General features: G+C 43.5%; 26 protein-coding genes. 2 read left to right on the forward strand and 24 right to left on the reverse strand.

The features are described from left to right. Positions 1 to 117 precede the first annotated feature (117 nt). Complete coding sequence (punC, locus tag QF117_RS21315; RefSeq protein ID WP_282388099.1) at positions 118 to 1,320, forward strand: purine nucleoside transporter PunC; 1,203 nt, start codon at positions 118 to 120, stop codon at positions 1,318 to 1,320. An 81-nt stretch (positions 1,321 to 1,401) separates the two neighbouring features. Here the strand turns inward: punC and QF117_RS21320 are convergent, their stop codons facing one another. Continuing rightward, positions 1,402 to 2,178: a transporter substrate-binding domain-containing protein gene (locus QF117_RS21320; RefSeq protein WP_282388100.1), complete on the reverse strand. Its 777-nt coding sequence runs from the start codon at positions 2,176 to 2,178 to the stop codon at positions 1,402 to 1,404. A gap of 93 nt (positions 2,179 to 2,271) precedes the next feature. Between QF117_RS21320 and QF117_RS21325 the strand changes: the two genes are divergently transcribed. After that, positions 2,272 to 3,015, forward strand: a complete 744-nt coding sequence (locus QF117_RS21325) for an amino acid ABC transporter permease (protein WP_282388101.1) — start codon at positions 2,272 to 2,274, stop codon at positions 3,013 to 3,015. A 122-nt stretch (positions 3,016 to 3,137) separates the two neighbouring features. On the opposite strand, the gene glmU is transcribed toward QF117_RS21325, so the two are convergent. From glmU to QF117_RS21440, 23 genes are all read right to left on the reverse strand, one after another. Further along, complete coding sequence (gene glmU, locus QF117_RS21330; RefSeq protein WP_282388102.1) at positions 3,138 to 4,502, reverse strand: bifunctional UDP-N-acetylglucosamine diphosphorylase/glucosamine-1-phosphate N-acetyltransferase GlmU; 1,365 nt, start codon at positions 4,500 to 4,502, stop codon at positions 3,138 to 3,140. Positions 4,503 to 4,645: 143 nt separating this feature from the next. Continuing rightward, positions 4,646 to 5,077 (reverse strand): F0F1 ATP synthase subunit epsilon, encoded by a 432-nt coding sequence (locus tag QF117_RS21335; protein WP_017034383.1) that lies wholly within the window; start codon positions 5,075 to 5,077, stop codon positions 4,646 to 4,648. Between the two features lie 21 nt (positions 5,078 to 5,098). Continuing rightward, positions 5,099 to 6,502, reverse strand: coding sequence for a F0F1 ATP synthase subunit beta (gene atpD, locus QF117_RS21340; RefSeq protein ID WP_282388103.1), 1,404 nt, complete (start codon positions 6,500 to 6,502; stop codon positions 5,099 to 5,101). A gap of 30 nt (positions 6,503 to 6,532) precedes the next feature. Next, positions 6,533 to 7,399, reverse strand: a complete 867-nt coding sequence (gene atpG / locus QF117_RS21345) for a F0F1 ATP synthase subunit gamma (protein ID WP_282388104.1) — start codon at positions 7,397 to 7,399, stop codon at positions 6,533 to 6,535. 35 nt (positions 7,400 to 7,434) lie between these two features. Then, positions 7,435 to 8,976, reverse strand: coding sequence for a F0F1 ATP synthase subunit alpha (atpA, locus tag QF117_RS21350; RefSeq protein ID WP_282388105.1), 1,542 nt, complete (start codon positions 8,974 to 8,976; stop codon positions 7,435 to 7,437). Positions 8,977 to 8,994: 18 nt separating this feature from the next. Further along, on the reverse strand, positions 8,995 to 9,525 hold the full coding sequence (locus tag QF117_RS21355) for a F0F1 ATP synthase subunit delta (RefSeq protein ID WP_282388106.1): 531 nt from the start codon (positions 9,523 to 9,525) through the stop codon (positions 8,995 to 8,997). 14 nt (positions 9,526 to 9,539) lie between these two features. Next, a complete protein-coding gene (atpF, locus tag QF117_RS21360) occupies positions 9,540 to 10,010 on the reverse strand; it encodes a F0F1 ATP synthase subunit B (RefSeq protein WP_017034378.1) in 471 nt (156 codons plus the stop codon). Between the two features lie 72 nt (positions 10,011 to 10,082). Next, on the reverse strand, positions 10,083 to 10,301 hold the full coding sequence (gene atpE, locus QF117_RS21365; RefSeq protein ID WP_017034377.1) for a F0F1 ATP synthase subunit C: 219 nt from the start codon (positions 10,299 to 10,301) through the stop codon (positions 10,083 to 10,085). 68 nt (positions 10,302 to 10,369) lie between these two features. Beyond that, complete coding sequence (atpB, locus tag QF117_RS21370) at positions 10,370 to 11,194, reverse strand: F0F1 ATP synthase subunit A (RefSeq protein ID WP_017034376.1); 825 nt, start codon at positions 11,192 to 11,194, stop codon at positions 10,370 to 10,372. Next, positions 11,187 to 11,591, reverse strand: coding sequence for an ATP synthase subunit I (locus QF117_RS21375; RefSeq protein WP_282388107.1), 405 nt, complete (start codon positions 11,589 to 11,591; stop codon positions 11,187 to 11,189). Before QF117_RS21375 ends, atpB begins: the two co-directional genes overlap by 8 nt. Before the next feature lie 156 nt (positions 11,592 to 11,747). Further along, positions 11,748 to 12,650 carry a ParB/RepB/Spo0J family partition protein gene (locus QF117_RS21380; protein ID WP_282388108.1) on the reverse strand — a complete coding sequence of 301 codons (903 nt, stop codon included), beginning with the start codon at positions 12,648 to 12,650 and terminating at the stop codon, positions 11,748 to 11,750. Positions 12,651 to 12,677: 27 nt separating this feature from the next. Continuing rightward, the gene (locus tag QF117_RS21385) at positions 12,678 to 13,451 is read right to left on the reverse strand and encodes a ParA family protein (RefSeq protein ID WP_017034373.1); all 774 of its coding nucleotides are present in this window, start codon (positions 13,449 to 13,451) and stop codon (positions 12,678 to 12,680) included. 14 nt (positions 13,452 to 13,465) lie between these two features. Beyond that, on the reverse strand, positions 13,466 to 14,098 hold the full coding sequence (rsmG, locus tag QF117_RS21390; protein ID WP_282388109.1) for a 16S rRNA (guanine(527)-N(7))-methyltransferase RsmG: 633 nt from the start codon (positions 14,096 to 14,098) through the stop codon (positions 13,466 to 13,468). Continuing rightward, positions 14,098 to 15,993, reverse strand: coding sequence for a tRNA uridine-5-carboxymethylaminomethyl(34) synthesis enzyme MnmG (gene mnmG / locus QF117_RS21395; RefSeq protein ID WP_282388110.1), 1,896 nt, complete (start codon positions 15,991 to 15,993; stop codon positions 14,098 to 14,100). Before mnmG ends, rsmG begins: the two co-directional genes overlap by 1 nt. Positions 15,994 to 16,477: 484 nt before the next feature. Then, a complete protein-coding gene (gene mioC, locus QF117_RS21400; protein WP_282388111.1) occupies positions 16,478 to 16,915 on the reverse strand; it encodes an FMN-binding protein MioC in 438 nt (145 codons plus the stop codon). Between the two features lie 66 nt (positions 16,916 to 16,981). After that, positions 16,982 to 18,343 (reverse strand): tRNA uridine-5-carboxymethylaminomethyl(34) synthesis GTPase MnmE, encoded by a 1,362-nt coding sequence (gene mnmE / locus QF117_RS21405; RefSeq protein ID WP_282388112.1) that lies wholly within the window; start codon positions 18,341 to 18,343, stop codon positions 16,982 to 16,984. A gap of 108 nt (positions 18,344 to 18,451) precedes the next feature. Next, positions 18,452 to 20,074 (reverse strand): membrane protein insertase YidC, encoded by a 1,623-nt coding sequence (yidC, locus tag QF117_RS21410; protein WP_282388113.1) that lies wholly within the window; start codon positions 20,072 to 20,074, stop codon positions 18,452 to 18,454. 5 nt (positions 20,075 to 20,079) lie between these two features. Next, positions 20,080 to 20,334: a membrane protein insertion efficiency factor YidD gene (gene yidD, locus QF117_RS21415; protein WP_083188625.1), complete on the reverse strand. Its 255-nt coding sequence runs from the start codon at positions 20,332 to 20,334 to the stop codon at positions 20,080 to 20,082. Further along, positions 20,301 to 20,624, reverse strand: a complete 324-nt coding sequence (rnpA, locus tag QF117_RS21420) for a ribonuclease P protein component (RefSeq protein WP_282388114.1) — start codon at positions 20,622 to 20,624, stop codon at positions 20,301 to 20,303. The genes yidD and rnpA overlap by 34 nt, the downstream gene beginning before the upstream one ends. 45 nt (positions 20,625 to 20,669) lie before the next feature. Continuing rightward, a complete protein-coding gene (gene rpmH / locus QF117_RS21425) occupies positions 20,670 to 20,804 on the reverse strand; it encodes a 50S ribosomal protein L34 (protein WP_004735800.1) in 135 nt (44 codons plus the stop codon). 227 nt (positions 20,805 to 21,031) lie between these two features. After that, a complete protein-coding gene (locus tag QF117_RS21430; RefSeq protein WP_282388178.1) occupies positions 21,032 to 21,769 on the reverse strand; it encodes an amino acid ABC transporter ATP-binding protein in 738 nt (245 codons plus the stop codon). Beyond that, a complete protein-coding gene (locus QF117_RS21435; protein ID WP_017034365.1) occupies positions 21,766 to 22,437 on the reverse strand; it encodes an amino acid ABC transporter permease in 672 nt (223 codons plus the stop codon). The genes QF117_RS21430 and QF117_RS21435 overlap by 4 nt, the downstream gene beginning before the upstream one ends. Before the next feature lie 126 nt (positions 22,438 to 22,563). Further along, positions 22,564 to 23,310, reverse strand: a complete 747-nt coding sequence (locus QF117_RS21440; RefSeq protein ID WP_017034364.1) for an amino acid ABC transporter substrate-binding protein — start codon at positions 23,308 to 23,310, stop codon at positions 22,564 to 22,566. Positions 23,311 to 23,673 lie beyond the last annotated feature (363 nt).

Genomic DNA, 23,673 nt, shown 5'->3' on the forward strand with positions numbered 1-23,673 from the left:
TAATTTTATTGATTACAAAAAATAGAATACCACCATGCGTACAGGAACCGTAAATGGAACCTTAACAGCAACAAAAAACAGAATTTAACAGTTAAAAAATTTGAACGGATAATAAATATGAACGTTTCGAAACTTCAGCTCGCTTACTTAGCGGCACTCTCGATGCTTGGCTTTATTGCTACAGATATGTACCTCCCCGCCTTTAAAGCGATGGAGATGGATTTCGCGACAGGGCCTGAACAAATAGCGTTATCGCTGACCATATTCCTCGTTGGAATGGCGCTGGGCCAACTACTGTGGGGACTCGCCAGTGACAAATATGGTCACCGAATGACACTGGTCGCGGGTCTTAGTTTATTTACCATCGCCTCTTTGGGTTTAGCCTTTAGTGAACAGGTCTGGCAGCTTCTTACCCTTCGCTTTATTCAAGCGTTTGGTGTCTGTGCGCCTGCGGTTATTTGGCAAGCAATGGTGATCAAGCAATATTCTTCGAAAACCAGTCAGCAAGTGTTCGCAACCATTATGCCACTGGTCGCGCTTTCTCCTGCATTGGCTCCTCAACTCGGCGTTGTCCTTGCTGATAATTTTGGTTGGCCTAGCATTTTCGTTGCTCTCACACTGATGGGAACCGCCTTGGTTGCTTTTACCTTTTCTCAACCAAAACAAGAAAAAGAACAGAAGCAGTCTTCCATCAAGAGCGATATTAAAGCACTTGTTAGTTCAAAGGTTTATCTTGGCAACGTTATTATGTTTGCTACAGCGTCCGCTGCATTTTTTGCCTACTTAACGGGAATGCCAGAAATTATGTCTCAGCTAGGGTATTCAGCTAAAGACATTGGTTTGAGCTTTATCCCCCAAACCCTTGCCTTTATGGTTGGTGGATATTTAGGTAAAGCGAGTGTGAAAAAGTTTGGCGATGAAAAAGTACTCCGACACATTATTGGGCTATTTAGTGTTGCCGCTTTATTGGTGTTTATTGTGTCACAGTGGCAACTCACATCCATCTGGCCTATTTTGACACCATTCTGCTTTATTGCTGTTGCTAATGGTGCTTTGTATCCAATTGTGGTGAATAGAGCCCTTTCAAGCGCAAAACAGAGCCCAGCAACCGCAGCGGGATTGCAAAACAGCATTCAAATTAGCGTCAGTAGTGCTGCTAGTGCATTGGTCGCAGCGATGGCAAGCCAAGCTCAATCGGCAACCGGTCTCGCTATCATCATTTGCACCCTTGGCTTATGGGTGGGTTATGTGCTCTCAAACCGACAACTTTCTAGACACTTTCGTGCACCAGACAACGCAAGAGTAGTAAGGGATAAATAATAAAAAGCGCCGCTATCGTTAGCGGCGCTTGTAAACTCACAACTTGCAGACTCACAATAAGTACTTAAACAAAGTGCTTATTTACATGCTCGTTAAGCCCCACTTCTGTGCGGTTTCTTTGAAAAAACCTTGAGTTTTCTTTAACTCTACCCAGTGATTAATGTAGTTAATCCAAACTTGATCTTCTTGCGGTAGCAGCATAGCGATCGGAGTAGGCTTGCGAGGCTCTTTTACTGGCACAATCGCCAACTGACTAAATTTCTCAACCAAAGTCGCCGCCTCAACATTTGAAGTCACCGACACATCAGCACGCCTTGCTAGCAATTCCTGAAAATCTCGTGCTGGCGCTTCAATCACGACATGCTTTGCCAAAGGAAAGAAATCTTTGACCATTTTTTCTTGAACCGTTCCCAATGTTGCTGCGACTCGAACATCGGCACGGTCAAAATCAGCCCAATCTGAAAATCGCTCTAGGTCTTTTTTCTGTACAACAGGCACAAACGCCAAATAGAAATAAGGCTGGCTGTACCCTGCCACTTTCGCTCGAGACATGTTCAGTGAAGCGCTTCCCGTAATATCGTATTTACCTGCGGTAATGCCGTTCACTAAGGTTTTCCAATCTGTCGGCACATATTCTACTTTGACACCAAGATCTTTGGCCAACTCGGTCGTTACATCAATGTCAAACCCACGATAACTGTTGGTTGCAGGATCTTTCATCGTCATCGGGTTCCAATCCCCAGTAGTCCCAACCTTCAACACCCCACTATTTAAAATGCCATGCAAGCGGCTAGTATCCGCGGCAAGCGCACTTAAAGACAGCAAACACATTCCCAAAAATACCATCAATTTCTTCATTATTATTATCCTTAAAATAAGTTACTTTTTATGCTGCATGATTGATAACATAGCAGTAACAAATGATTTTATTTAGCTTGAATAGGTAATTGTGTGAACCTTCGTACGCTCACCGCTCTATTAATAATGTTGTTACTCACTGGATGCTCAGACTACCAGTGGGGATGGTATATTCTCGATCCAACCACCCCTCAAGGGCAGACCAACCTAAAGTTTCTCACCGCAGGCTTTTACGATACGATTTCTGTTTCACTATTAAGCATGGTTTTAGCCATGTTGATTGGTCTACTGGTCGCGTTGCCCGCATTATCTAACAACAAGGTCTTACGTGGATTAAACAGAATCTATGTGGAATCGGTACGATCCATTCCTGTACTGGTTCTGCTTTTGTGGGTCTATTATGGGATGCCGACCTTGCTCGATGTCTCTCTCGACTACTTTTGGGCGGGAGTGATTGCATTAACCATTGCAGAAAGTGCGTTTATGGCTGAAGTGTTTCGAGGTGGCATTCAGTCCATCAGTAAGGGACAGCATGAAGCAGCTGAAGCGCTAGGGCTGAACTACTGGCGCAAGATGCAATACGTCATATTTCCACAGGCTTTTCGTCAAATATTGCCTCCTCTAGGCAATCAATTTGTTTATATACTCAAAATGTCATCGTTAGTGAGCGTCATAGGGCTCAGTGATCTAACCCGGCGAGCAAATGAGTTGGTCGTTAATGAGTACTTACCTCTCGAGATTTATACCTTTCTCGTCTTTGAATACCTCATTCTAATATTATGCGTTTCTCAAGCGGTTCGCTGGCTGGAAAAACGAATCGCTATTCCTCAAAACTAAACAAATCCTCGTTATCTCAACATTTAGCGACTGAAATCAAAAAGGGTTGGCACAAAGCCAACCCTTTTGTTTATCAATCATGACGGTCTAAGCCAAACTCATCAAAATTGAGATCGTTCAGATTATTTGGTCTTTTTTACTGGGCGCTGCCAATTAGAAAATTTGCGCTCTTTTGCTCGTGAAATGACCAGTTCACCTTGATCAACATCTTTTGTCAATGTGGTGCCGGCACCAATAGTCGCTCCATCAGCAATTGTAACAGGAGCAATCAACTGGCAATCAGAACCAACAAAAACATCATCACCAATGGTGGTTTTAAACTTATTTACACCGTCGTAATTGCAAGTGATCACACCTGCACCGACATTCACACGCTGACCAATTTGAGCATCACCTAAATACGTTAGATGGTTCGCTTTAGAGCCCTCGCCAATAGACGTATTTTTCACTTCAACGAAGTTACCAACATGAGCATCATTTTTAAGCTCAGCGCCAGGGCGAAGACGAGTGAATGGACCCACCGTACACTCTTCCCCAACCGTCGCGCCTTCAATCACGCTGTACGGTCGGATAACGGTGTTGTCGTCGATTTCACAATCTTTAAGTACACAGCCAGTACCGATAATAACGTTATCACCAATCGATACGTTACCTTCAATAATCACATTGGTGTCTATCTCAACATCCATTCCGCACTGCAGTTCACCGCGAAGGTCAAAGCGAGAAGGATCGCGTAACATTACGCCCTGCTCTAATAGTTTTTGTGCTTGTGCTGATTGATAGGCTCGCTCTAAACGCGCAAGTTGTGAACGGTCGTTAACACCTTCAACTTCAATAGGGTTGATAGGATGAACAGCTTCAACAGCTCGCCCTTCACTGTGCGCAGCCGCAATAACATCGGTTAAATAATACTCGCCTTGTGCATTTTGATTATTAAGTCCCGCAAGCCAACGTTTGAGATCACCTCCCGTCGCCACCATAACGCCGGTGTTAATCTCTTTAATGAGTTTCTGCTCGTCTGTTGCATCTTTCTGTTCAACAATCGCAATAACTGGGCCATTTCGTCGAACAATACGGCCATATCCCATAGGATTATCAAGTACGACGGTGAGTAAGGCGATACCACCGTTAGGTTGAGCTTCAAGTAAACTCTCGACCGTTTCTTCAGAGATCAACGGGACATCACCGTATAGAACGAGGACTTTTTCATTATCATCAAACTGAGGGGAAGCCTGATCAACCGCATGGCCAGTACCGAGCTGATCCGCTTGCAATACCCAGCTTACCGACTCTTCACTAAGGGCGGTTTGCATTTGCTCTCCACCATGACCATAAACTAAATGAATATTTTGAGCACCTAAGCTATTACATGTATCAATCACATGCTTAACCATCGGCTTACCTGCCAATGTATGCAATACCTTAGGCATGTTTGAATACATGCGGGTTCCTTTACCCGCAGCGAGAATGACTGCACTAAATTTCATTTGTAATCCACTGACATTTTATAATTAAGTGCTGATTCTAGCGGTTAATCCGTCATTAGTTAAATACGAATGTCCGCTTTATATAAATTTCCAACAAAAAAGGCAGCGATTAGGCTGCCTTTTATATCAAACGAAGCTAAGTATTAGCGACGTCTGTTCACCAGTTCAATGACTTTCAACTGAGCAACGGCTTTCGCCAGTTCCGCAGATGCTTTCGCAAAATCAACATCACCATAAGGTTGGTTGATCAGCTCTTCAGCACGGCGTTTAGCTTCTTCCGCTTTAGCAAGGTCTAAGTCCTTACCGCGTACAGCAGTATCCGCTAAAATGGTCACATCGTTGGCTTGTACTTCTAAAACACCACCAGAAAGATAAATAATTTCTTCATCACCTTTCTTAGAAACAATGCGAACCATACCAGGGCGAATCGTGGTTAATAGCGGAGTGTGTCCCGCTAAAACACCAAGGTCACCTTTCTCACCTGAAATCTGAATGCTACGAGCTTGACCCGAATAAATTCGTTGTTCTGCACTCACAACATCCAAATGGAAGCTTACTGATGTTAATGCTGTCATAACGCCTCCTGTAAGACTCTATTAAAGCTTCTTCGCGTTCTCTAGCGCATCGTCAATCGTACCGCAGTACATAAACGCTTGCTCTGGAATATCGTCGTATTCGCCAGCTAGAAGACCTTTAAAGCCACGTAGTGTCTCGCTAAGAGGTACGTATACACCAGGGTCACCCGTAAATACTTCAGCAACGTGGTAAGGTTGAGTTAGGTAACGTTCAATCTTACGAGCACGTGATACAACTTGCTTATCTGCCTCAGAAAGCTCGTCCATACCCAGTATCGCAATGATATCTTTCAACTCTTTGTAACGCTGAAGCGTCTGCTGAACATTTTGCGCAATATCGTAGTGCTCTTGGCCAACAACCAGTGGATCAAGTTGACGAGAAGATGAATCTAACGGGTCAATCGCAGGGTAAAGACCCATAGCTGCGATATTACGGTTAAGTACAACTGTTGCGTCTAAGTGAGCAAACGTTGTTGCAGGAGACGGGTCAGTCAAGTCATCCGCAGGTACGTATACCGCCTGTACAGACGTGATAGAACCAGATTTCGTTGACGTGATACGTTCTTGAAGAACACCCATTTCTTCTGCCAATGTTGGCTGGTAACCTACCGCAGATGGCATACGACCTAGTAGAGCCGAAACCTCTGTACCTGCAAGCGTGTAACGGTAAATGTTATCAATGAACAGAAGTACATCACGACCTTCGTCACGGAAACGTTCTGCCATTGTCAAACCTGTCAGGGCAACACGTAAACGGTTTCCTGGTGGCTCGTTCATTTGACCGTAAACCATTGCTACTTTTGATTCTTCAGGGTTTTCGATGTTTACAACACCTGCTTCCTGCATCTCGTAGTAGAAATCGTTACCTTCACGAGTACGCTCACCAACACCCGCAAATACTGACAGACCAGAGTGCTGCAGTGCGATGTTATTGATAAGCTCCATCATGTTAACGGTTTTACCTACACCAGCACCACCGAATAGACCGATTTTACCACCCTTAGCGAATGGACAAATTAAGTCGATTACCTTAACACCAGTCTCTAGTAGCTCTGTTGCGTTCGATAATTCTTCATAGCTAGGTGCTTGACGGTGGATAGAATAATGTTCTTCCGCACCGATTTCACCACACTCATCAATCGCGTCACCAAGAACGTTCATGATACGACCTAGGGTCTTAGTACCTACTGGAACTGAGATTGGAGCACCAGTATTTTCTACTGTTACGCCGCGACGTAAACCATCTGAGCTACCCATTACGATTGCGCGAATCACGCCACCGCCAAGCTGTTGCTGAACTTCAAGAACTAAACGTTCTTTTGAGTCAGTCACATTCAGAGCATCGTATACGTTTGGAACGTCACTCTGTGGGAACTCTACGTCGACTACTGCTCCGATGATCTGTACGATCTTACCTGTAGCCATCGTTAATCCTCTAAATTTGTTTTACCTAAATTAAACTGCTGCTGCACCTGATACGATTTCAGATAGCTCTTGTGTTATCGCCGTTTGACGGGCTTTGTTGTACACAAGCTCTAACTCTTCGATCAAATCGCCAGCATTGTCTGATGCTGCTTTCATAGCAACCATACGAGCAGCCATTTCACACGCTAAGTTCTCTACAACACCTTGATAAACTTGAGACTCGATATAACGAGCCATTAAGGTATTCAGAAGCACCTTCTGATCCGATTCGAACATATAGCTCCAAGCATGCTTGAACTGTTCTTCATCAGCGAATGATTTAGGCAAAGGTATTAATTGATCAATTTTTGGTTGTTGGGTCATTGAGTTAACAAACTCATTGAACACCAAATGCAAACGGTCAATCTCGCCGTCTTGATACTTTTGTAACATGACGTTGATAGGGCCGATAATATCATCAAGAGTAGGAGTGTCTCCGAGTCCTGACGTCTGCGCCACAATGTTTGCACCAATGCTATTGAAATAAGACGTTGCTTTTGAACCAATAACGGCCAGCTCTACATCAACCCCTTTCTCAGACCAATCGTTCATTTGGATAACGGCTTGCTTGAACATATTAATGTTCAAGCCGCCACACAAACCGCGATCAGATGAGATTACAATATACCCAACACGCTTAGCCTCACGTTCCAGTAGATATGGATGTTTATATTCCAAAGTACCGTGGGCTATATGACCAATGACCTTACGTATAATTTCAGCATATGGACGTGGTCCTTCCATTGCGTCTTGAGTGCGACGCATTTTAGAAGCGGCAACCATTTCCATTGCTTTCGTGATTTTCTGAGTGCTTTTAACACTACCAATCTTGCTACGAATTTCTTTTGAATTGGCCATCGTTACTCTCCGTTAACTACAAAACTAGGTTGTAATTACCAAGTTTGGGTTGCTTTGAAATCATCAACTAACTTTTTCAGTTGAGCTTCGATTTCTTTGTCATAAGCACCCGACTTGTTGATCTCAGTAGCCAATTCAGAATACTGAGCGTGAGCATACGATAGTAAAGCAGCTTCGAAATCTAGAATTTTGTTCAACTCTACATCTTCTAAATATCCGCGTTCAGCAGAGTAAATAGAAAGAGCTTGATCAAATACAGACATAGGAGCGTACTGTTTCTGCTTCATCAATTCAGTTACTTTCTGACCATGGTCTAGCTGCTTCTTCGTCGCTTCATCAAGATCTGATGAGAACTGAGCAAAAGCGGCAAGTTCACGGTACTGTGCTAGAGCGGTACGGATACCACCAGAAAGCTTCTTAATGATTTTCGTTTGTGCAGAACCACCTACACGAGATACCGAAATACCTGGATCTACCGCAGGGCGAACACCCGCGTTAAACAGTTCTGACTGTAGGAAAATCTGACCATCAGTAATCGAAATTACGTTAGTCGGTACGAATGCAGATACGTCACCAGCTTGTGTTTCGATGATTGGTAGCGCGGTTAAAGAACCAGTTTTACCTTTCACTTCACCGTTAGTAAATGTTTCTACGTAGTGTTCGCTAACACGAGCAGCGCGCTCAAGTAGACGAGAGTGAAGGTAGAAAACATCACCAGGGAATGCTTCACGACCCGGTGGACGTTTTAGTAGCAATGAAATCTGACGGTACGCTACAGCTTGCTTAGACAGATCATCATAAACGATCAAAGCATCTTCGCCGCGGTCACGGAAGTATTCACCCATCGCACAACCAGCGTAAGGCGCTAGATATTGCAGTGCTGCTGACTCAGAAGCGGATGCCACAACCACAATCGTGTTTGCTAATGCACCGTGCTCTTCAAGCTTACGTACCACGTTTGCGATAGTTGACGCTTTCTGACCAATAGCAACGTAGACAGAGTAAATACCAGAATCTTTCTGGTTGATGATTGCATCGATCGCCATTGCTGTTTTACCAGTTTGGCGGTCACCGATGATTAGCTCACGCTGACCACGGCCGATTGGAATCATTGCATCTACTGATTTGTAACCAGTTTGAACTGGCTGATCGACTGACTTACGATCGATTACACCCGGTGCAATCACTTCAATAGGAGAAGACAGCTTAGCGTCAATAGGACCTTTACCATCGATCGGCGCGCCCAGTGTATTAACTACACGGCCAAGCATTTCTGGACCTACTGGTACCTCAAGGATACGGCCAGTACCTGTCACTTTCATGCCTTCACGAAGACTCGTGTAAGGACCCATTACTACAGCACCAACTGAATCACGGTTCAAGTTAAGTGCTAAAGCGAAAAGGCCACCTGGAAGTTCAATCATTTCACCTTGCATCACGTCATCCAGACCGTGAATGCTAAGAATACCATCGCTTACAGAAACGATAGTACCTTCATTGCGAGCTTCAGATACGACATTGAATTTTTCAATACGCTGTCTGATCAGCTCGCTAATTTCCGTGGAATTAAGTTGCATTGCTCAAATTCCCCTAAGTTAAGACTTAATAACGTCTTTAAGACGATTAATACGACTAACGAGTGAGTTGTCTAGTACTGTATCACCAGTTCTAATCACCGCACCACCTATCAGACTACTATCAACTAAACAGTTGACCTTTACACCGCAATCAAAGTGTTTTTCAAGCGACTTAACTAGCTCAGCTAGTTGCGCTTCACTTAATTCAAATGAGGTCGTAATTGTTACTTCTTTCACATTTAACGACTCAGATAAAAGCAGCTGGTATTGCTGATAGATATCACTTAACGCTGAAATACGACGATTCTCGATAATGACCTTTAAGAAATTCTGTAAAGGCTCATCAAAGTACTCACCCGCTATATCGAAATACAATTGCATCAATTGTTCAGGCTGCAGGCGTAACGCCGCTTTTTGTAGCTCGGGAGCTAAAGAAACGGTTTTAGCAAGCTCCAACATACTTGACCATTGGTCAATCGTGCCATTATCACTTGCATAGCCAAATGCAGCCTTAGCATAAGGACGAGCAATAGTTGTCAAACCAGACATACCGACGCCCTCCTTTATAGCTTCGCAGAAATACTATCAAGTATGTCTTGATGAGCAGCGGGATCAATCGAACGTTCGATGATTTTCTCAGCACCAAGAATAGCTAGAGTAGCAACGTCTTTTTGAAGTTCGTTACGAGCGCGTGAGGTTTCAGCTTCTAATTCAGCTTTACCTTGAGCAAGTACACTATCACGCTCTTGTATCGCTTCTTGACGAGCTTCGTCCAGAATTTGAGCTTTACGTTTATTTGCTGACTCAATAATTCCAAGCGCTTCCTGCTTAGCGTCTTTTAGCTGGTCTGCTGCATTGTGCTGCGCGAGTTGTAACGCTTTATCAGCACGCTCAGCAGACTCCAAACCTTCAGAGATTTTTTTCTGACGCTCTTCAATTGCTGCGATCAATGGTGGCCACACATACTTCATGCAGAACCAAACAAACAAAATGAATGCTATTGCTTGACCTAGCAGAGTTGCATTGATATTCACAATGACCCTCCTTTATTCTTTTAATGTTTCGTGTTCACGAAACGACGTAGAGTAAATAAGAAAAAGGGTTTCTTACAATGCGAACAGCATGTACATAGAGATACCAACACCGATCATTGGAACAGCATCAAGTAGACCTGCAAGAATGAACATATTTGTTTGTAGCACTGGAGCCATCTCTGGTTGACGAGCAACAGACTCAAGGAACTTACCGCCTAGAATTGCGAAGCCGAAGCCAGTCGCGATTGCACACATACCTAGTAGTAAAGCTACAACGAAATAAATTTCCATAATAATCTCCGAAATGAAATATTGAGATAGGCTAAACCTATCATTTATAAATAAGTAAATTTTTTATTCTAGTGTGAATCGTTACTTGCCATGCTGAGATAAACAATCGTCAACATCGTAAAGATAAAGGCCTGTAGCACGATAACCAAAATGTGGAAAATAGCCCAAATAATATGTGCAATAACACCAAGCCCACCTAAGACGGCACCCGCTGTATACGTGACAGCAATCAAGATGAAGATAAGTTCACCTGAGTACATGTTTCCGTATAAACGAAGTGACAGTGAGACTGGTTTTGCAAATAATGAGACCGTTTCCAGGACCAAGTTAAAAGGTATTAACGCTTTATTATTAATCGGGTGCAGCGTAAATTCCTTCACAAATCCCTTGAAGCCCTTGTACTTAATCATGTAAACCACGGTAAGTATAAGAACGCCTATTGCCATCGCTAGAGTGGTATTCAAGTCGACCGTAGGGACTACTTTGAAATATTCAAATCCAGCTAAGTGCATTAGTTGAGGGATAAAGTCGACCGGGATCAAATCCATCGTATTCATTAATAGAATCCAACAGAAAAGAGTTAATGCTAACGGTGCGACTAACTTATCACGTCCATAAAAAGCACCTTTTACAATCTCATCGACCTGTTCAACGACCATTTCGACGAAGCATTGCAATTTGCCAGGGGTGCCTGTGGTTGCGTTTTTTCCAACCCGATAGAACAACCACAAAAATAGCGTACCCAGAATAGCTGAGACCAATAACGTGTCCCAGTGTAGGGTCCAGAATCCAGCTTCTGCACAGCCATAGTTCGTGGCAATGTTGCCATCAACAACACAAACTTTAGCGTTAGTGAGGTGGTGCTGAATATATTCCTGCGGAGTATCAGCCATGGTTAATCCCATTTCTTGAAAAAAATAAAATAGGGGCAAACCAAAACATCAGTAAAGTCAGTTTATAACCCGTAAAGAAAGCCCCTGGACGTAGGAACTCCGTTAAAGAAAAAACCAATATAAACAAAATGATGGTTACCACCAGTTTTAAAGCCCATCCGATAAATATGAAGCCAAGTAGTACAGAACCATCGGCGTCAGGTCTAGGGATGAAGGCAAACAGAGCATATATGTAGTTACCTAGAACCGCGATCATTCCGCCTTTTAAAATAAAGCGGGCTGCCTCGTCTCCACACTGCATATATGTTAAGCCTCCGATAAGAATGACGAACAAAAGCTGGAAATGGACTACTTTAAAAGCTACTTTCCCTTTTTCGCTTAGGTTTGAAATAAACATCAAAAGCACCTGTTTTCGTGTTATTTACTGATCGAGAACAAAGAAAAATCTCAGTCAGCAAAAAAAGCTTAAAAAGTATATAGAGTAGAGAGTAAAAAACAATAGTTACTCTCTCTTCTCAACTAACTTGAATTCTATTATGTGAGCTAGGATGCGCTACGATGTACTGTCGCCGTTAGCTAACAAATGTAAGATTTTGTGTAAGTGTTCAGGATTATCAAAGCGGATCTGAACTTTGCCCGTTCCACTCTTGCCAACCGCCACGTCGACCTTAGATTCAAACTGCTCAGAAAGCGACGCTAACTGAGTTTGGGTCTCCTCTGATAACGCCATCGTCGCGACTTCCGGTTGGTCAGCGTTAGAGATTAAACGCTTCACTAACGCTTCTGTCTGACGGACGGTTAATTGCTTCTTTGCCACCTCTTGCGCAACAGAAAGTTGCTTCTCACCATCCAGAATTAACAGGGCGCGAGCATGGCCCATTTCAAGTCGTTTTTCGGCAACTAACTGTTTGACACCAGTGCTGAGTTGATTCAAGCGTAAAAGGTTACTTACTGTGGTTCTCGATTTACCGATCACTTCAGCAACTTGTTGATGTGTAAGTGAGAATTCATCTTGAAGACGTTCTAACGCTTCCGCTTCTTCAATCGCATTAAGATCTTCTCGCTGAATATTTTCGATCAATGCCATCGCGATAGCTGCACGATCTTCCACTTTCTTGTTCAAGCACGGTACACGTTTTAACCCAGCTTGACGTGCCGCACGCCAGCGTCTTTCACCTGCAATGATCTCAAACTGTTCATTGTCAATTTGGCGAACCACAATCGGCTGAATTATGCCCTGTGATTGAATCGATGCTGCCAACTCTTCTAATGCCTCGGGAGCCATGTCTTTACGAGGCTGATAGACACCAGGCTTGAGTTGATTAATATTCAGTTCCATCAACTGACCATCAGCAGATAAAGCTTGGCTATGAGAAGCAACGTGCTGTTTTTCTCGTGCTAATGAACTGGTCGCAAGCAACGCGTCCAGCCCTTTTCCTAAACCACGTTTAGACATGACAGCTAGTTCCTTTTTGAAATATTTTTACGCTGGGATTTCTTCTCGACGAAGCATCTCACCGGCAAGGGCCAAATACGCTTTTGCGCCTGCTGAATACTTGTCGTAATACATCGCCGGTTTACCGTGGCTTGGCGCTTCGGCTAAACGGACATTTCGAGGGATAACCGTACGATACACCTTCGTACCGAAGTGCTTCTTCAACTGATCGGAAACTTCATTAGAAAGTCGGTTTCTTGGGTCATACATGGTTCGCAATAACCCTTCAATTTTTAGATTTTCATTCACGACAGCAGCAAGCTTACTTATCGTATCCATCAACGCCGTAAGACCTTCTAGAGCAAAATATTCACACTGCATAGGAACCAGAACAGAATCTGCTGCAGCCATAGCATTGATTGTAAGAAGGTTTAACGATGGAGGGCAATCTATAAAGATGAAATCATAGTTATCACGAACCGAAGCCAATGCGTTTTTTAGGCGAACTTCTCTGGCAAAGACTTCCATCAATTTGATTTCTGCAGCGGTTACATCTCCATTTGCGGCTATCAAATCATAGTGACCTGAGGTTTTCGTGCACACAACATCATGAAACGGAACATCTTCAACAAGCAGCTCATAAGAGGTCGCTTCAACCTGATATTTATCAACGCCACTCGCCATCGTGGCATTGCCTTGGGGATCAAGATCGATAACCAATACTTTACGCTTAGTGGCTGCCATAGACGCCGCTAAGTTAATGCATGTCGTTGTTTTTCCTACGCCACCTTTCTGGTTGGCTATTGCTACGATTTTACCCACGGTCTGCCTCGCTGTTATCCCTTCCGAGATAAGATTACAAGATGACGCTCACCTTCCAATTCGGGAACGTTCAAAGATTTGACGCTGTTCACAGAACACCATTGTGGTAGTTGCTCGACTTCATCTTTCTGCAATTGACCTTTTAGCGCTAGGAAAACCCCAGAATCAGATTTAGGTAGGTGATGGCACCATTCTACCATATCGGACATTGAAGCAAATGCACGGCTAAGAACGCCATCAAATTTGTCTTCCGTTTGGAACTCTTCTACTCGACTTTGGACTGTCGTCACATTTTTAATCCCAAGCTCATGACAAACCTGCTTAATAAAACGGATGCGCTTGCCGAGACTGTCGAGCAAATAGAACTCTTTTTCTGGATTCATGATGGCTAATGGTACACCAGGAAGGCCTGGGCCCGTGCCAACATCGATAAAGCGAGTGCCTTGTAAGTGCTCACTAACAACGATGCTATCAAGGATATGTTTAACGATCATTTCAGAAGGATTGCGAACCGATGTCAAGTTATACGCTTTATTCCACTTATTGAGCATTTCAACATACCCAATAAGCTGGTCTGCTTGATCGGATGACACTTGGATATTCGTTTGGCTAACCAGTTGTTCAAGCCTTGCTTTTAAGTCGCTCATTATGAATCAATCCCTTTTTTTAGCAGGCCTTTTTTCTTGAGGTAAACCAATATAATTGAAATAGCGGCAGGGGTGATGCCCGATATGCGTGAAGCAATGCCTACCGATTCCGGTTTTGCATTGGTCAGCTTAAGCATCACTTCATTAGACAAACCTTTGACTTCGCTGTAATCAAAATCCGCTGGAATTTTGGTGTGCTCATGACGTAAAGATTTATCAATCTCGTCTTGCTGACGCTGAATATAACCTTCGTACTTAACCTGTATCTCAACTTGCTCTGAAGATTGTTGATCTTCTAACGCGGGAGAAAAATGATCGAGCTTTGTCAGCTGTGCGTAAGTGATCTCTGGTCTACGCAATAGATCTTCACCACTGGCTTCTCTAGAGATCGGACTCTTCAATAATTCATTCAGTGCTTCAACACCTTCCGATTTAGGGTTGATCCACTGATCTTTTAGTCGTTGACGTTCTTTTTCGATCGTTTCTACTTTTTGATTAAATCGAGCCCAGCGTTGATCATCAACCAAACCAAGTTCTCGCGCTTTTTCAGTCAAGCGTAAATCAGCGTTGTCTTCACGGAGCAACAATCGATATTCAGCACGAGACGTAAACATACGATAAGGTTCTTTGGTTCCCATGGTGGAAAGATCATCGATAAGAACGCCCATGTATGCTTGATCTCGACGCGGGCTCCAACCATCTTTACCTTGACTGTATAAACTCGCGTTGAGTCCAGCCATCAAACCTTGTGCTGCGGCTTCTTCATAGCCAGTCGTGCCATTAATTTGCCCGGCAAAGAACAAACCTTTAATAAACTTGTTTTCGTAAGTTTGTTTGAGATCTCTTGGATCAAAAAAGTCATATTCGATGGCATAACCAGGGCGAACAATATGAGCGTTTTCAAACCCTTTCATAGAACGTACTATTTGAATTTGAACGTCAAAAGGTAAGCTGGTGGAGATACCATTAGGGTAGAGTTCATGGGTTGTTAATCCTTCAGGCTCGATAAAGATTTGGTGGCTTTCTTTATCGGCAAATCGCATGACTTTATCTTCGATAGAAGGGCAATAGCGAGGGCCAATACCTTCAATAACCCCAGCATACATAGGGCTACGATCAAGGTTCGCTCGGATAACGTCGTGTGTTTTTTCATTGGTGTGTGTAATAAAACACGGAATTTGCGCAGGTTGCTGGCTATGGTTCCCCATGAAAGAAAAAACAGGCGTTGGGTTATCACCATGTTGAACTTCAAGCTCAGAAAAATCGACACTGCGTGCATCAATTCTTGGCGGTGTTCCTGTTTTTAATCGATCAACTCGAAGTGGAAGCTCACGAAGACGATCCGCAAGGGCGATCGATGGAGGATCACCTGCACGGCCTCCTGAAAAGTTTTCCATACCAATGTGTAGCTTTCCACCAAGAAATGTCCCAACAGTCAATACAACGGACTGGGCGTGGAATTTAAGCCCCATTTGAGTCACTACACCGGTAACCTGATCATTTTCGACAATAAGATCATCAACAGATTGCTGAAACAGGGTCAGGTTTTTAGTATTTTCTAAAGCATGGCGAACATAAGATTTATACAACAGACGATCGGCTTGCGCTCGCGTAGCTCGAACTGCTGGGCCTTTTGATGCGTTCAGAGTTCTAAATTGTATACCCGCATGATCAATCGCTTTGGCCATTAAGCCACCCATCGCATCAACTTCTTTGACTAAATGCCCTTTGCCAATGCCACCGATCGCAGGATTACATGACATTGCTCCTAAGGTATCAATGTTGTGTGTTAGCAGAAGTGTGTTTTGTCCAGTACGTGCTGCGGCTAGGGCAGCTTCTGTTCCAGCATGACCACCACCAACAACGATGACATCAAATTTTTCATGATAAAGCATGTGTAAACCTTAAGTAACCAAGCGAAATTATGGAGAGATAAAAGAGCGACATTCTACCTTTTTTAATGGAATAGAAAAACGAAATTATCGATTTTTCATTTTTAATCGATCTCTTAATATATATAAGATCTTTATAGAGATCTTTTACTAGATCTATTATTAAGGAAGCCATTTTCTGTGGATAAGTTAAAAATAATCAACAAGATCATGCGGTTTTTATGGATCAATTCTTGTGATCTAACCTTGATCAACACGAGGATTAGTTGGGATCAAAAGTGGGGCTTATACACAGGGGTAGGGAGACTATAAAGTTGTTATTGGGATAACTATAGGATCATAACGGTATATCCTATGATTTATCCACAGATGTATTGGCTGTTTTTTGTTCGAACAGTCTGTTTTTTTCTTTATTAAGTTATGCACAGATCAGATTAGAAGCAAAAAAAAGTGACCACCATGGTCACTTTTCTTCATTTTATCTTGTTTATTTGAGCTGATCTTGATGTAAAGAGAGCCAAATATCCACTTCATCTTCAGGAACTGGCGTATTGAGAACATCAATTAATAAGCAATTTGATAAGCGAGTAGCACCTATATCAGCCAGTAATTCATCGGCATGTTTGCCAGCATTGCAGAAGGTATCATAGCTTGAATCCCCGATCGCAATGACGGAGTAGCGAACATCAACCATCTTTGGTGGAGTGGATTGTAGCGCGTGAATAAAAGGTTGAATATTGTCTGGATAGTCACCCGCACCATGTGTTGAGGTCACTATCAGCCAAGTTCCGGATGCAGGTATCGCCTCTAAAGAAGGCTGATTGTGAACCGTCACCTCTATTCCATTTGCTGTTAGGTGATCACTGATGTGGTCTCCTACATACTCAGTACCACCTAATGTACTGCCTGTAATTATATGAATCATTGACTCTTTTCCTTGTTAAGTACTATGTAGGCGCTTGTTTACCCAAGCCATTATTTGCCTAAACTGTTATTTCCCGATACAAAATGAAGAGAAAATCTGTCCGAGCAAATCATCAGAGCTAAATTCCCCGGTGATTTCATTGAGATATTGCTGTGTCAGCCTTAACTCCTCAGCCAATATTTCACCAGCCATGTACCCTTCAAGCTGCTGCTGGCCGATATTCAAGTGCTGCGCGGCATGGTTAAGAGCCTCTAAATGACGCCTACGAGCCATGAAGCCGCCTTCATGGCCGCCAGAGAATCCCATGCATTCTTTTAGGTGTGTACGCAGCGCATCAACGCCTTGACCTGTTTTGGCTGATAGGCGGATCAAGGTCGGTGAATTGACGTGACAAATCCCAAGATCTTCTTGTGTTTGATCGGCTTTGTTTCGAATCACCGTTATACCAAGATCTTTTGGAAGCTTATCGACAAAGTCAGGCCAAATTTCCGAAGGATCGGTGGCGTCTGTTGTTGTTCCATCGACCATGAATAGCACGCGGTCGGCCTGTTTTATTTCATCCCAAGCGCGCTCTATACCAATTTTTTCAACCTCGTCAGAGGCATCTCGCAACCCCGCAGTGTCGATGATGTGCAGCGGCATACCATCAAGATGAATGTGTTCGCGAAGTACATCACGGGTTGTGCCGGCGATTTCAGTCACAATCGCGCTTTCTTTGCCCGAAAGAGCATTCAGTAAGCTGGATTTTCCGGCGTTAGGTCGACCTGCTATCACGACTTTCATGCCTTCGCGCATGAGTGCACCTTGATTGGCTTCTTTACGTACCGCTTCAAGATTATCAATGATGGTTTGTAGGTCTGCGGAGACTTTTCCGTCGGCCAGAAAATCTATTTCTTCTTCTGGGAAATCGATGGCCGCTTCGACATAGATACGTAAATGGATCAAAGAATCCACTAAGGTATTGATACGGTTTGAAAATTCACCTTGAAGGGATTGTAATGCCGATTTAGCAGCTTCTTCAGAACTGGCGTCGATGAGGTCTGCTATCGCCTCAGCTTGCGTTAAGTCCATTTTGTCATTCAAAAATGCACGTTCTGAAAATTCTCCAGGTTTTGCTGCGCGCACTCCAGGGATCAACAATATCCGTTTGATAAGCATATCCATCACAACGGGGCCACCGTGACCTTGCAGTTCAAGAACATCTTCACCTGTAAAGGAGTGAGGATTTGGGAAAAACAGGGCAATACCTTGGTCGAGCTCTGCGCCATTCTCTGCTTTAAAAGCAAGATACTCAGCGTAACGTGGCTTTAGCGCTTTTCCGGTTACCTCTAGGGCGACCTGTGTTGCAAGAGGCCCTGAAACACGAATAATCCCAACACCGCCTCGGCCCGGTGCTGTTGCTTGAGCAACAATCGTCTCTGTAGTCATAATTTTGCCAAATCGCTTGTTCGATGAAATTGATAGTCATTAACGCAATTGTAATCAGCGCAAAACAAAAAGGCGACCTTTTGGTCGCCTTTCTTTCTATATTAAGTCTTACTTAGAATGTAAGCCTTTCTTTTCCAGTGCACGATAAATTAACGTTTGCTGGATAAGGGTTACGATGTTCGATACTAGCCAGTAAAGAACCAGACCTGAAGGGAAGAACAAGAAGAAGAAAGTAAACATAACCGGCATAAAGGTCATGATCTTCTGCTGCATTGGATCCGTTACAGTCGTTGGGCTCATTTTCTGAATAAGGAACATTGAAGCACCCATCAGAAGTGGCAAAATGTAGTAAGGGTCTTGTGCTGATAAGTCATTAATCCAACCAAAGAATGGCGAGTGACGTAATTCAACCGATTCCATCAGGGCCCAATACAGTGAAATGAAGATTGGCATTTGTAAGATGATAGGTAAACAGCCACCCAGTGGGTTTACTTTCTCTTTCTTATACAATTCCATCATTTCTTGGCTCATACGCTGGCGGTCGTCGCCAATACGCTCACGCATCGCTGTCAACTTAGGTTGAAGCATGCGCATTTTTGCCATTGATGTGTACTGAGCTTTTGTCAGTGGGTACATAGCACCACGAACAATGAAGGTTAGACAGATGATTGCCAGACCCCAGTTCACAACCAGACCTTGTATGAACGAAAGCAATGTATGAAGTGGTTTAGCAATGAACCATAACCAACCGTAATCCACAACGAGGTCTAAGCTTGGTGCAACTTCTGCCATTTGATCTTGAAGTTTTGGACCTACCCATAGCGTACTTTCAAACTGTGTACTTTCACCTGTAGCAATGGTTTTGTTTGGCATACGAACACCAATATCAGCCAGGTTACCAATCACACGAGTGTATAAGCTAGTACCTGGTTCATCACGAGGAATCCACGCCGTTGCAAAGTAGTGCTGAATCATCGCCGCCCAACCTTGACCGTTAGGTAGGTTGATCGATAGGTTGCGGTCTTGCATATCACTAAAGCTGTACTTTTTATAGCGAGTATCTTCAGTTGAGTACGCACCGCCACGATAAGTTGGCATTGTTAAGCTACCACCGTCATCTAGGACGGTTTGACGTAAGTGAGCGTACATACCAACAGTGGCATTGTTGCCAGAGTTGTTAGCAATATCAAAAGTCACATCAATGGCATAACTGCCGCGCTTAAGAATAAACGTTTTAATGTAATCAATACCGTTCGCTTGGAACGTCATTGGAATGCGCAGTTCATCTTGGCCATCAGCCAAAGTAAAGCTGTCTGCTGATACTTGGTAGTTAGGACGATTTGAGCTGCTTAAATCGATGCCTTGAGGACCGACTAAACCACTTTGCGCAATAAATTGATGCCCTTGAGTATTTCTCAGTAAAACAAACGACTCTTCAGAATCATACTCTTCGTCGTATTGATTTAAGTCCGCAGCAATAACATCACCACCAACCGTGTCGATAGACAGAGTCAGGACATCCGTAGTCACTGTAATTGTTTGTGCTGACGCAGACGATTGACCAGGAGCTGGATCGAGGTCATCAGCAAAAGATGGTGCCGGTAGTGAGCCGTTAGATTGTGCCTGTTCAACTGCTTGTGGAGCTGGAGCCTTTGCTACTTGCCATTGTTGGTATAGTAAAAAAGAAACCAAAGCCAAAGCAATTAGCAGGATATTACGTTGAGAATCCATCGTTATTAATCTCTGTCTTGTTTTTGGACTGGTGGAACGGGGTCAAAACCCCCTTCATTCATAGGGTGGCATTTTAATAGACGTTTGCCTGATAACCAACACCCTTTTACAAAACCGTGAGCTTTCAACGCTTCTATCGCATATAAAGAGCAGGTTGGAGTAAATCGGCAGCGTGGGCCGATGAGTGGACTAATAAACCATCTATAAAAATAGATGGGTATTAGCGCTATCCACGCGAAGGGCGAGACAGGCGAAGCCATAATTTGTCAAACAGCTTGAATATTTCTTCATTGCTTAAATCTTGCGCGCTCTTTTTAGCGATGACAACAAAATCTTTGTTAGGAAGTTGATGTTGACTGTGACGAAAGCTTTCACGGGCGAGACGTTTAAAACGATTTCTTCCAACCGCAGTTTTGATTTGCTTTTTTGGAACGGCCAAACCTAGACGAGGATGAGAAAGTGAATTATTACGAGCAATGATGGTGAAATGGGGAGAACCAGCACGATGAGCTTGCTGGAAAACGTTTTGATAGTGTTCGGGAGTTAACAAACGTAACTCCCGACAGAAGGCTAGCTTATTCAAAATAATCAAAGATTACTTAGAAAGACGCTTACGGCCTTTAGCACGACGTGCATTGATTGTTGCACGACCGTTCTTAGTCGCCATGCGTGCACGGAAGCCGTGAGTACGCTTGCGCTTTAGAACTGTAGGTTGAAAAGTGCGTTTCATTTTAAATACCTTTACTGATCAGTAGTTTTAGGTTCTTGTTAACCCGGCGTGGGCACAATGTATCTCTCTATAAGTAGAAAGAACGACCGACGCCTCTCAACAAAGAGGCGGAATTGTAATCACTGTCACAAAAAGAGTCAATGATTGGGTTTACCTAAATTCCGGTCGGCCGATTATACGTAGTGTAAATAAAATCTCAAGGATCTTTAGTTCACTGCGTTAGATCTTTAATCAAGACCGACTTGATTAAGGAACTTTCTGAGTTGAGGATCCTGTGGATTATCGAAAATATCCTGTGGAGAACCTTGCTCAACAATATGTCCGTTTGCCATGAAGATCACTCTGTCAGCGACTTCTTTTGCAAACTGCATCTCGTGTGTCACAACCAGCATCGTTTGATGTTTTGTTGCTAACTGCTTCATTAAATTAAGAACTTCGCCAACCCATTCTGGATCAAGCGCAGAGGTAGGCTCATCAAATAGCAACAGTTCTGGCTGTAGCGCCATGGCTCGGCCAATGCCGACACGTTGCTGCTGGCCACCAGAAAGAGCGGCGGGATAACTGTCGCCTTTTTCACTCAAACCGATGTCATCTAAAATTTGCTGAGCCTTGGCTAAAGCCTGATCTTTTTTCCATCCTCTGACGGTAATAAGCCCTTCTGCAATATTTTGTCTTGCTGTCATGTGAGAAAACAGAGCATAGTTTTGGAAGACAAAGCCTGTTTTTCTTCTCAGCGCTAATATTTCTGCTTTGCTGTGGGATTCTGCATTCACAGAGACATCATCTATCGTGATGGTTCCTTTATCGGCTTGCTCTAAGAAGTTGACGCATCGAAGCAGTGTGGATTTCCCTGTGCCGCTAGAACCAATGATAACAATGATCTCGCCTTGTTTTATGTCAAGGTCAATTCCTTTTAGCACTTCGGTCTCCCCAAAGTGCTTGTGGATGTTGTTTAATTTAATCATCGTTGGTAAGCCTTATTTAACTTCTCTTCCGCAAAAATTTGTACACGCGTTAATACTAGAACCACTGCCCAATAGATAAGGGCGACCGCGAGGAAAGCTTCAAAAAACCGAAAGCTTGACGACGCCTCCATTTGAGCGATTGCCATGACTTCTGTAACCCCTAATGTGAAAGCGAGCGAGGTCGACTTAATCATATCGATAAAGTAGTTCATGAGAGAAGGCAGTGCGATTCGGGTGGCTTGCGGCAAAATAATCCGTCGCATCGCTTGTGTGGAAGTCATTCCAACAGACAGGCTCGCTTCCATTTGGCTACGATCAACCCCAATGATGGCCGCACGAATACTCTCTGCCATATAAGCGGCAAAGTGCAACGTTAAACCAATAACGGCCGCACTAAAAGCGTCGATACCCACCATGATTGGAAAAATCTGCGGCAATCCGTAATAAAGGAGGAAAAGTTGAACCAAAAGTGGTGTGCCACGGAAAAAGCTAATGTACAGCTGGCTTAACTGATCGAGTACAGGCACTTTAAATACGCGAATATTGGCGAGAATAACCGCAAGCGCTAGTGAGAAAAATAATCCCCATATGGCCATTTCCATCGTTGTGCCAAGATACCTGAGCAGGACTGGTAATAGCTCAAGCATATAGTTGAAATCAAAACCCATGAAGTGACCCTATTATAGACAGTGGTTATGTAAGCTGTGTTTCATTAAACTGAAATTATCGTGCTCTATAGACAAGAAAAGGCGGAACCTCATGTCCCACCTTTTTATAGAATAAACGTTTTAGGGCTATTTGGTAATATCAGCGCCAAACCATTTTTTCGATATTTCGGCTAGAGTGCCATCTTCGCGCATGGCAGATAAAGCTTGGTTTACTTCGCCTTGTAGCTTTTGTCCCTGAGCGTTATCCACAAACGGCCAAGCGTTTTGAATCGTTTCAAATGGCTGACCTGCAAGTTGAAGAGGAAGCCCTGTCTTTTTAATCAATTCAAGCGCAGATAGACGATCCATGACAAAAGCATCGGCACGGCCTAGTGCGACATCATGCTCAATACCCGTATCGTAGGTTTTGATGGTGATTTTGTTGTCGGTATCGTAGTTACGAAGCAGTTGTTCAAAGTTAGAACCTAGGTTTACCGCTACCGTTTTACCTTCTAGGTCTTCAATACCTTGAATAGCATCGTTGCCTTTACGTACGGTAATTTGTGCGCCATCAACCACATATGGGTCTGCAAACAAATATTTTGCCTGACGTGCTTCTGTCATGGTGATCTGATTTGAAATCGTATCAATTCGACCTGTTTCAAGTAGGCCAAACAAACCAGAAAAGTTTGCAGTAACGTATTCAACGTTGTAGTCGTTACGTTTGCCTATTTCATTCCAAAGATCGACTTCAAATCCTTGTAATTCATCTTGTTGGACAAAAGTGAATGGGAAGTAACGCCCAGACATGCCAACTTTAACGTCAGTCGCGGCTTGAACCGTGGCTGTAGATAGTGCAAAAACGGCAATAGCAGTCTTAATCCAGTTTTTCATAATACAACTCCATATTTATGTAGGACGAGATACTACTGTCCGGCTTTAGATTAGAGAAATAACTAAGTGCGATAAAATAGAGGAAAGTGGTCTAAGTTAGCAAAATACCTTCGCAGAATGATCGATCATTTGAATTTAATTCACAGAGTTATCACCAATAATGAGATCCCTCTAATTCATCCACAATGTGGATCAAAATGTGGGTAAATAAAGGGCAAGATGTGTTGATCCGGCGGTTTTGAGCGTAAATATTGTGAATAACTTCGATCTTATTCACTGGATCGTCGATCAATCGCTGGTGATCTGGGTTATCAACAGGTAAAATCGCCAGTCTTTTCCGATTAATCTTTCGAGTGGGGGCAC

The organism is Vibrio sp. YMD68 (genome assembly GCF_029958905.1).
In the GTDB taxonomy this organism is placed as follows: domain Bacteria; phylum Pseudomonadota; class Gammaproteobacteria; order Enterobacterales; family Vibrionaceae; genus Vibrio.

What these genes read in the sequence shown, in the direction of transcription:
- punC (WP_282388099.1), top strand. Translation starts at nt 118, where the DNA reads ATGAACGTTTCGAAACTTCAGCTCGCTTACTTAGCGGCACTCTCGATG.
- QF117_RS21320 (WP_282388100.1), bottom strand. Translation starts at nt 2,178, where the DNA reads ATGAAGAAATTGATGGTATTTTTGGGAATGTGTTTGCTGTCTTTAAGT.
- glmU (WP_282388102.1), bottom strand. Translation starts at nt 4,502, where the DNA reads ATGAAATTTAGTGCAGTCATTCTCGCTGCGGGTAAAGGAACCCGCATG.
- QF117_RS21335 (WP_017034383.1), bottom strand. Translation starts at nt 5,077, where the DNA reads ATGACAGCATTAACATCAGTAAGCTTCCATTTGGATGTTGTGAGTGCA.
- atpD (WP_282388103.1), bottom strand. Translation starts at nt 6,502, where the DNA reads ATGGCTACAGGTAAGATCGTACAGATCATCGGAGCAGTAGTCGACGTA.
- atpG (WP_282388104.1), bottom strand. Translation starts at nt 7,399, where the DNA reads ATGGCCAATTCAAAAGAAATTCGTAGCAAGATTGGTAGTGTTAAAAGC.
- atpA (WP_282388105.1), bottom strand. Translation starts at nt 8,976, where the DNA reads ATGCAACTTAATTCCACGGAAATTAGCGAGCTGATCAGACAGCGTATT.
- QF117_RS21355 (WP_282388106.1), bottom strand. Translation starts at nt 9,525, where the DNA reads ATGTCTGGTTTGACAACTATTGCTCGTCCTTATGCTAAGGCTGCATTT.
- atpE (WP_017034377.1), bottom strand. Translation starts at nt 10,301, where the DNA reads ATGGAAATTTATTTCGTTGTAGCTTTACTACTAGGTATGTGTGCAATC.
- atpB (WP_017034376.1), bottom strand. Translation starts at nt 11,194, where the DNA reads ATGGCTGATACTCCGCAGGAATATATTCAGCACCACCTCACTAACGCT.
- QF117_RS21375 (WP_282388107.1), bottom strand. Translation starts at nt 11,591, where the DNA reads ATGTTTATTTCAAACCTAAGCGAAAAAGGGAAAGTAGCTTTTAAAGTA.
- QF117_RS21380 (WP_282388108.1), bottom strand. Translation starts at nt 12,650, where the DNA reads ATGTCTAAACGTGGTTTAGGAAAAGGGCTGGACGCGTTGCTTGCGACC.
- rsmG (WP_282388109.1), bottom strand. Translation starts at nt 14,098, where the DNA reads ATGAGCGACTTAAAAGCAAGGCTTGAACAACTGGTTAGCCAAACGAAT.
- mnmG (WP_282388110.1), bottom strand. Translation starts at nt 15,993, where the DNA reads ATGCTTTATCATGAAAAATTTGATGTCATCGTTGTTGGTGGTGGTCAT.
- mioC (WP_282388111.1), bottom strand. Translation starts at nt 16,915, where the DNA reads ATGATTCATATAATTACAGGCAGTACATTAGGTGGTACTGAGTATGTA.
- mnmE (WP_282388112.1), bottom strand. Translation starts at nt 18,343, where the DNA reads ATGACTACAGAGACGATTGTTGCTCAAGCAACAGCACCGGGCCGAGGC.
- yidC (WP_282388113.1), bottom strand. Translation starts at nt 20,074, where the DNA reads ATGGATTCTCAACGTAATATCCTGCTAATTGCTTTGGCTTTGGTTTCT.
- yidD (WP_083188625.1), bottom strand. Translation starts at nt 20,334, where the DNA reads ATGGCTTCGCCTGTCTCGCCCTTCGCGTGGATAGCGCTAATACCCATC.
- rpmH (WP_004735800.1), bottom strand. Translation starts at nt 20,804, where the DNA reads ATGAAACGCACTTTTCAACCTACAGTTCTAAAGCGCAAGCGTACTCAC.
- QF117_RS21430 (WP_282388178.1), bottom strand. Translation starts at nt 21,769, where the DNA reads ATGATTAAATTAAACAACATCCACAAGCACTTTGGGGAGACCGAAGTG.
- QF117_RS21435 (WP_017034365.1), bottom strand. Translation starts at nt 22,437, where the DNA reads ATGGGTTTTGATTTCAACTATATGCTTGAGCTATTACCAGTCCTGCTC.
- QF117_RS21440 (WP_017034364.1), bottom strand. Translation starts at nt 23,310, where the DNA reads ATGAAAAACTGGATTAAGACTGCTATTGCCGTTTTTGCACTATCTACA.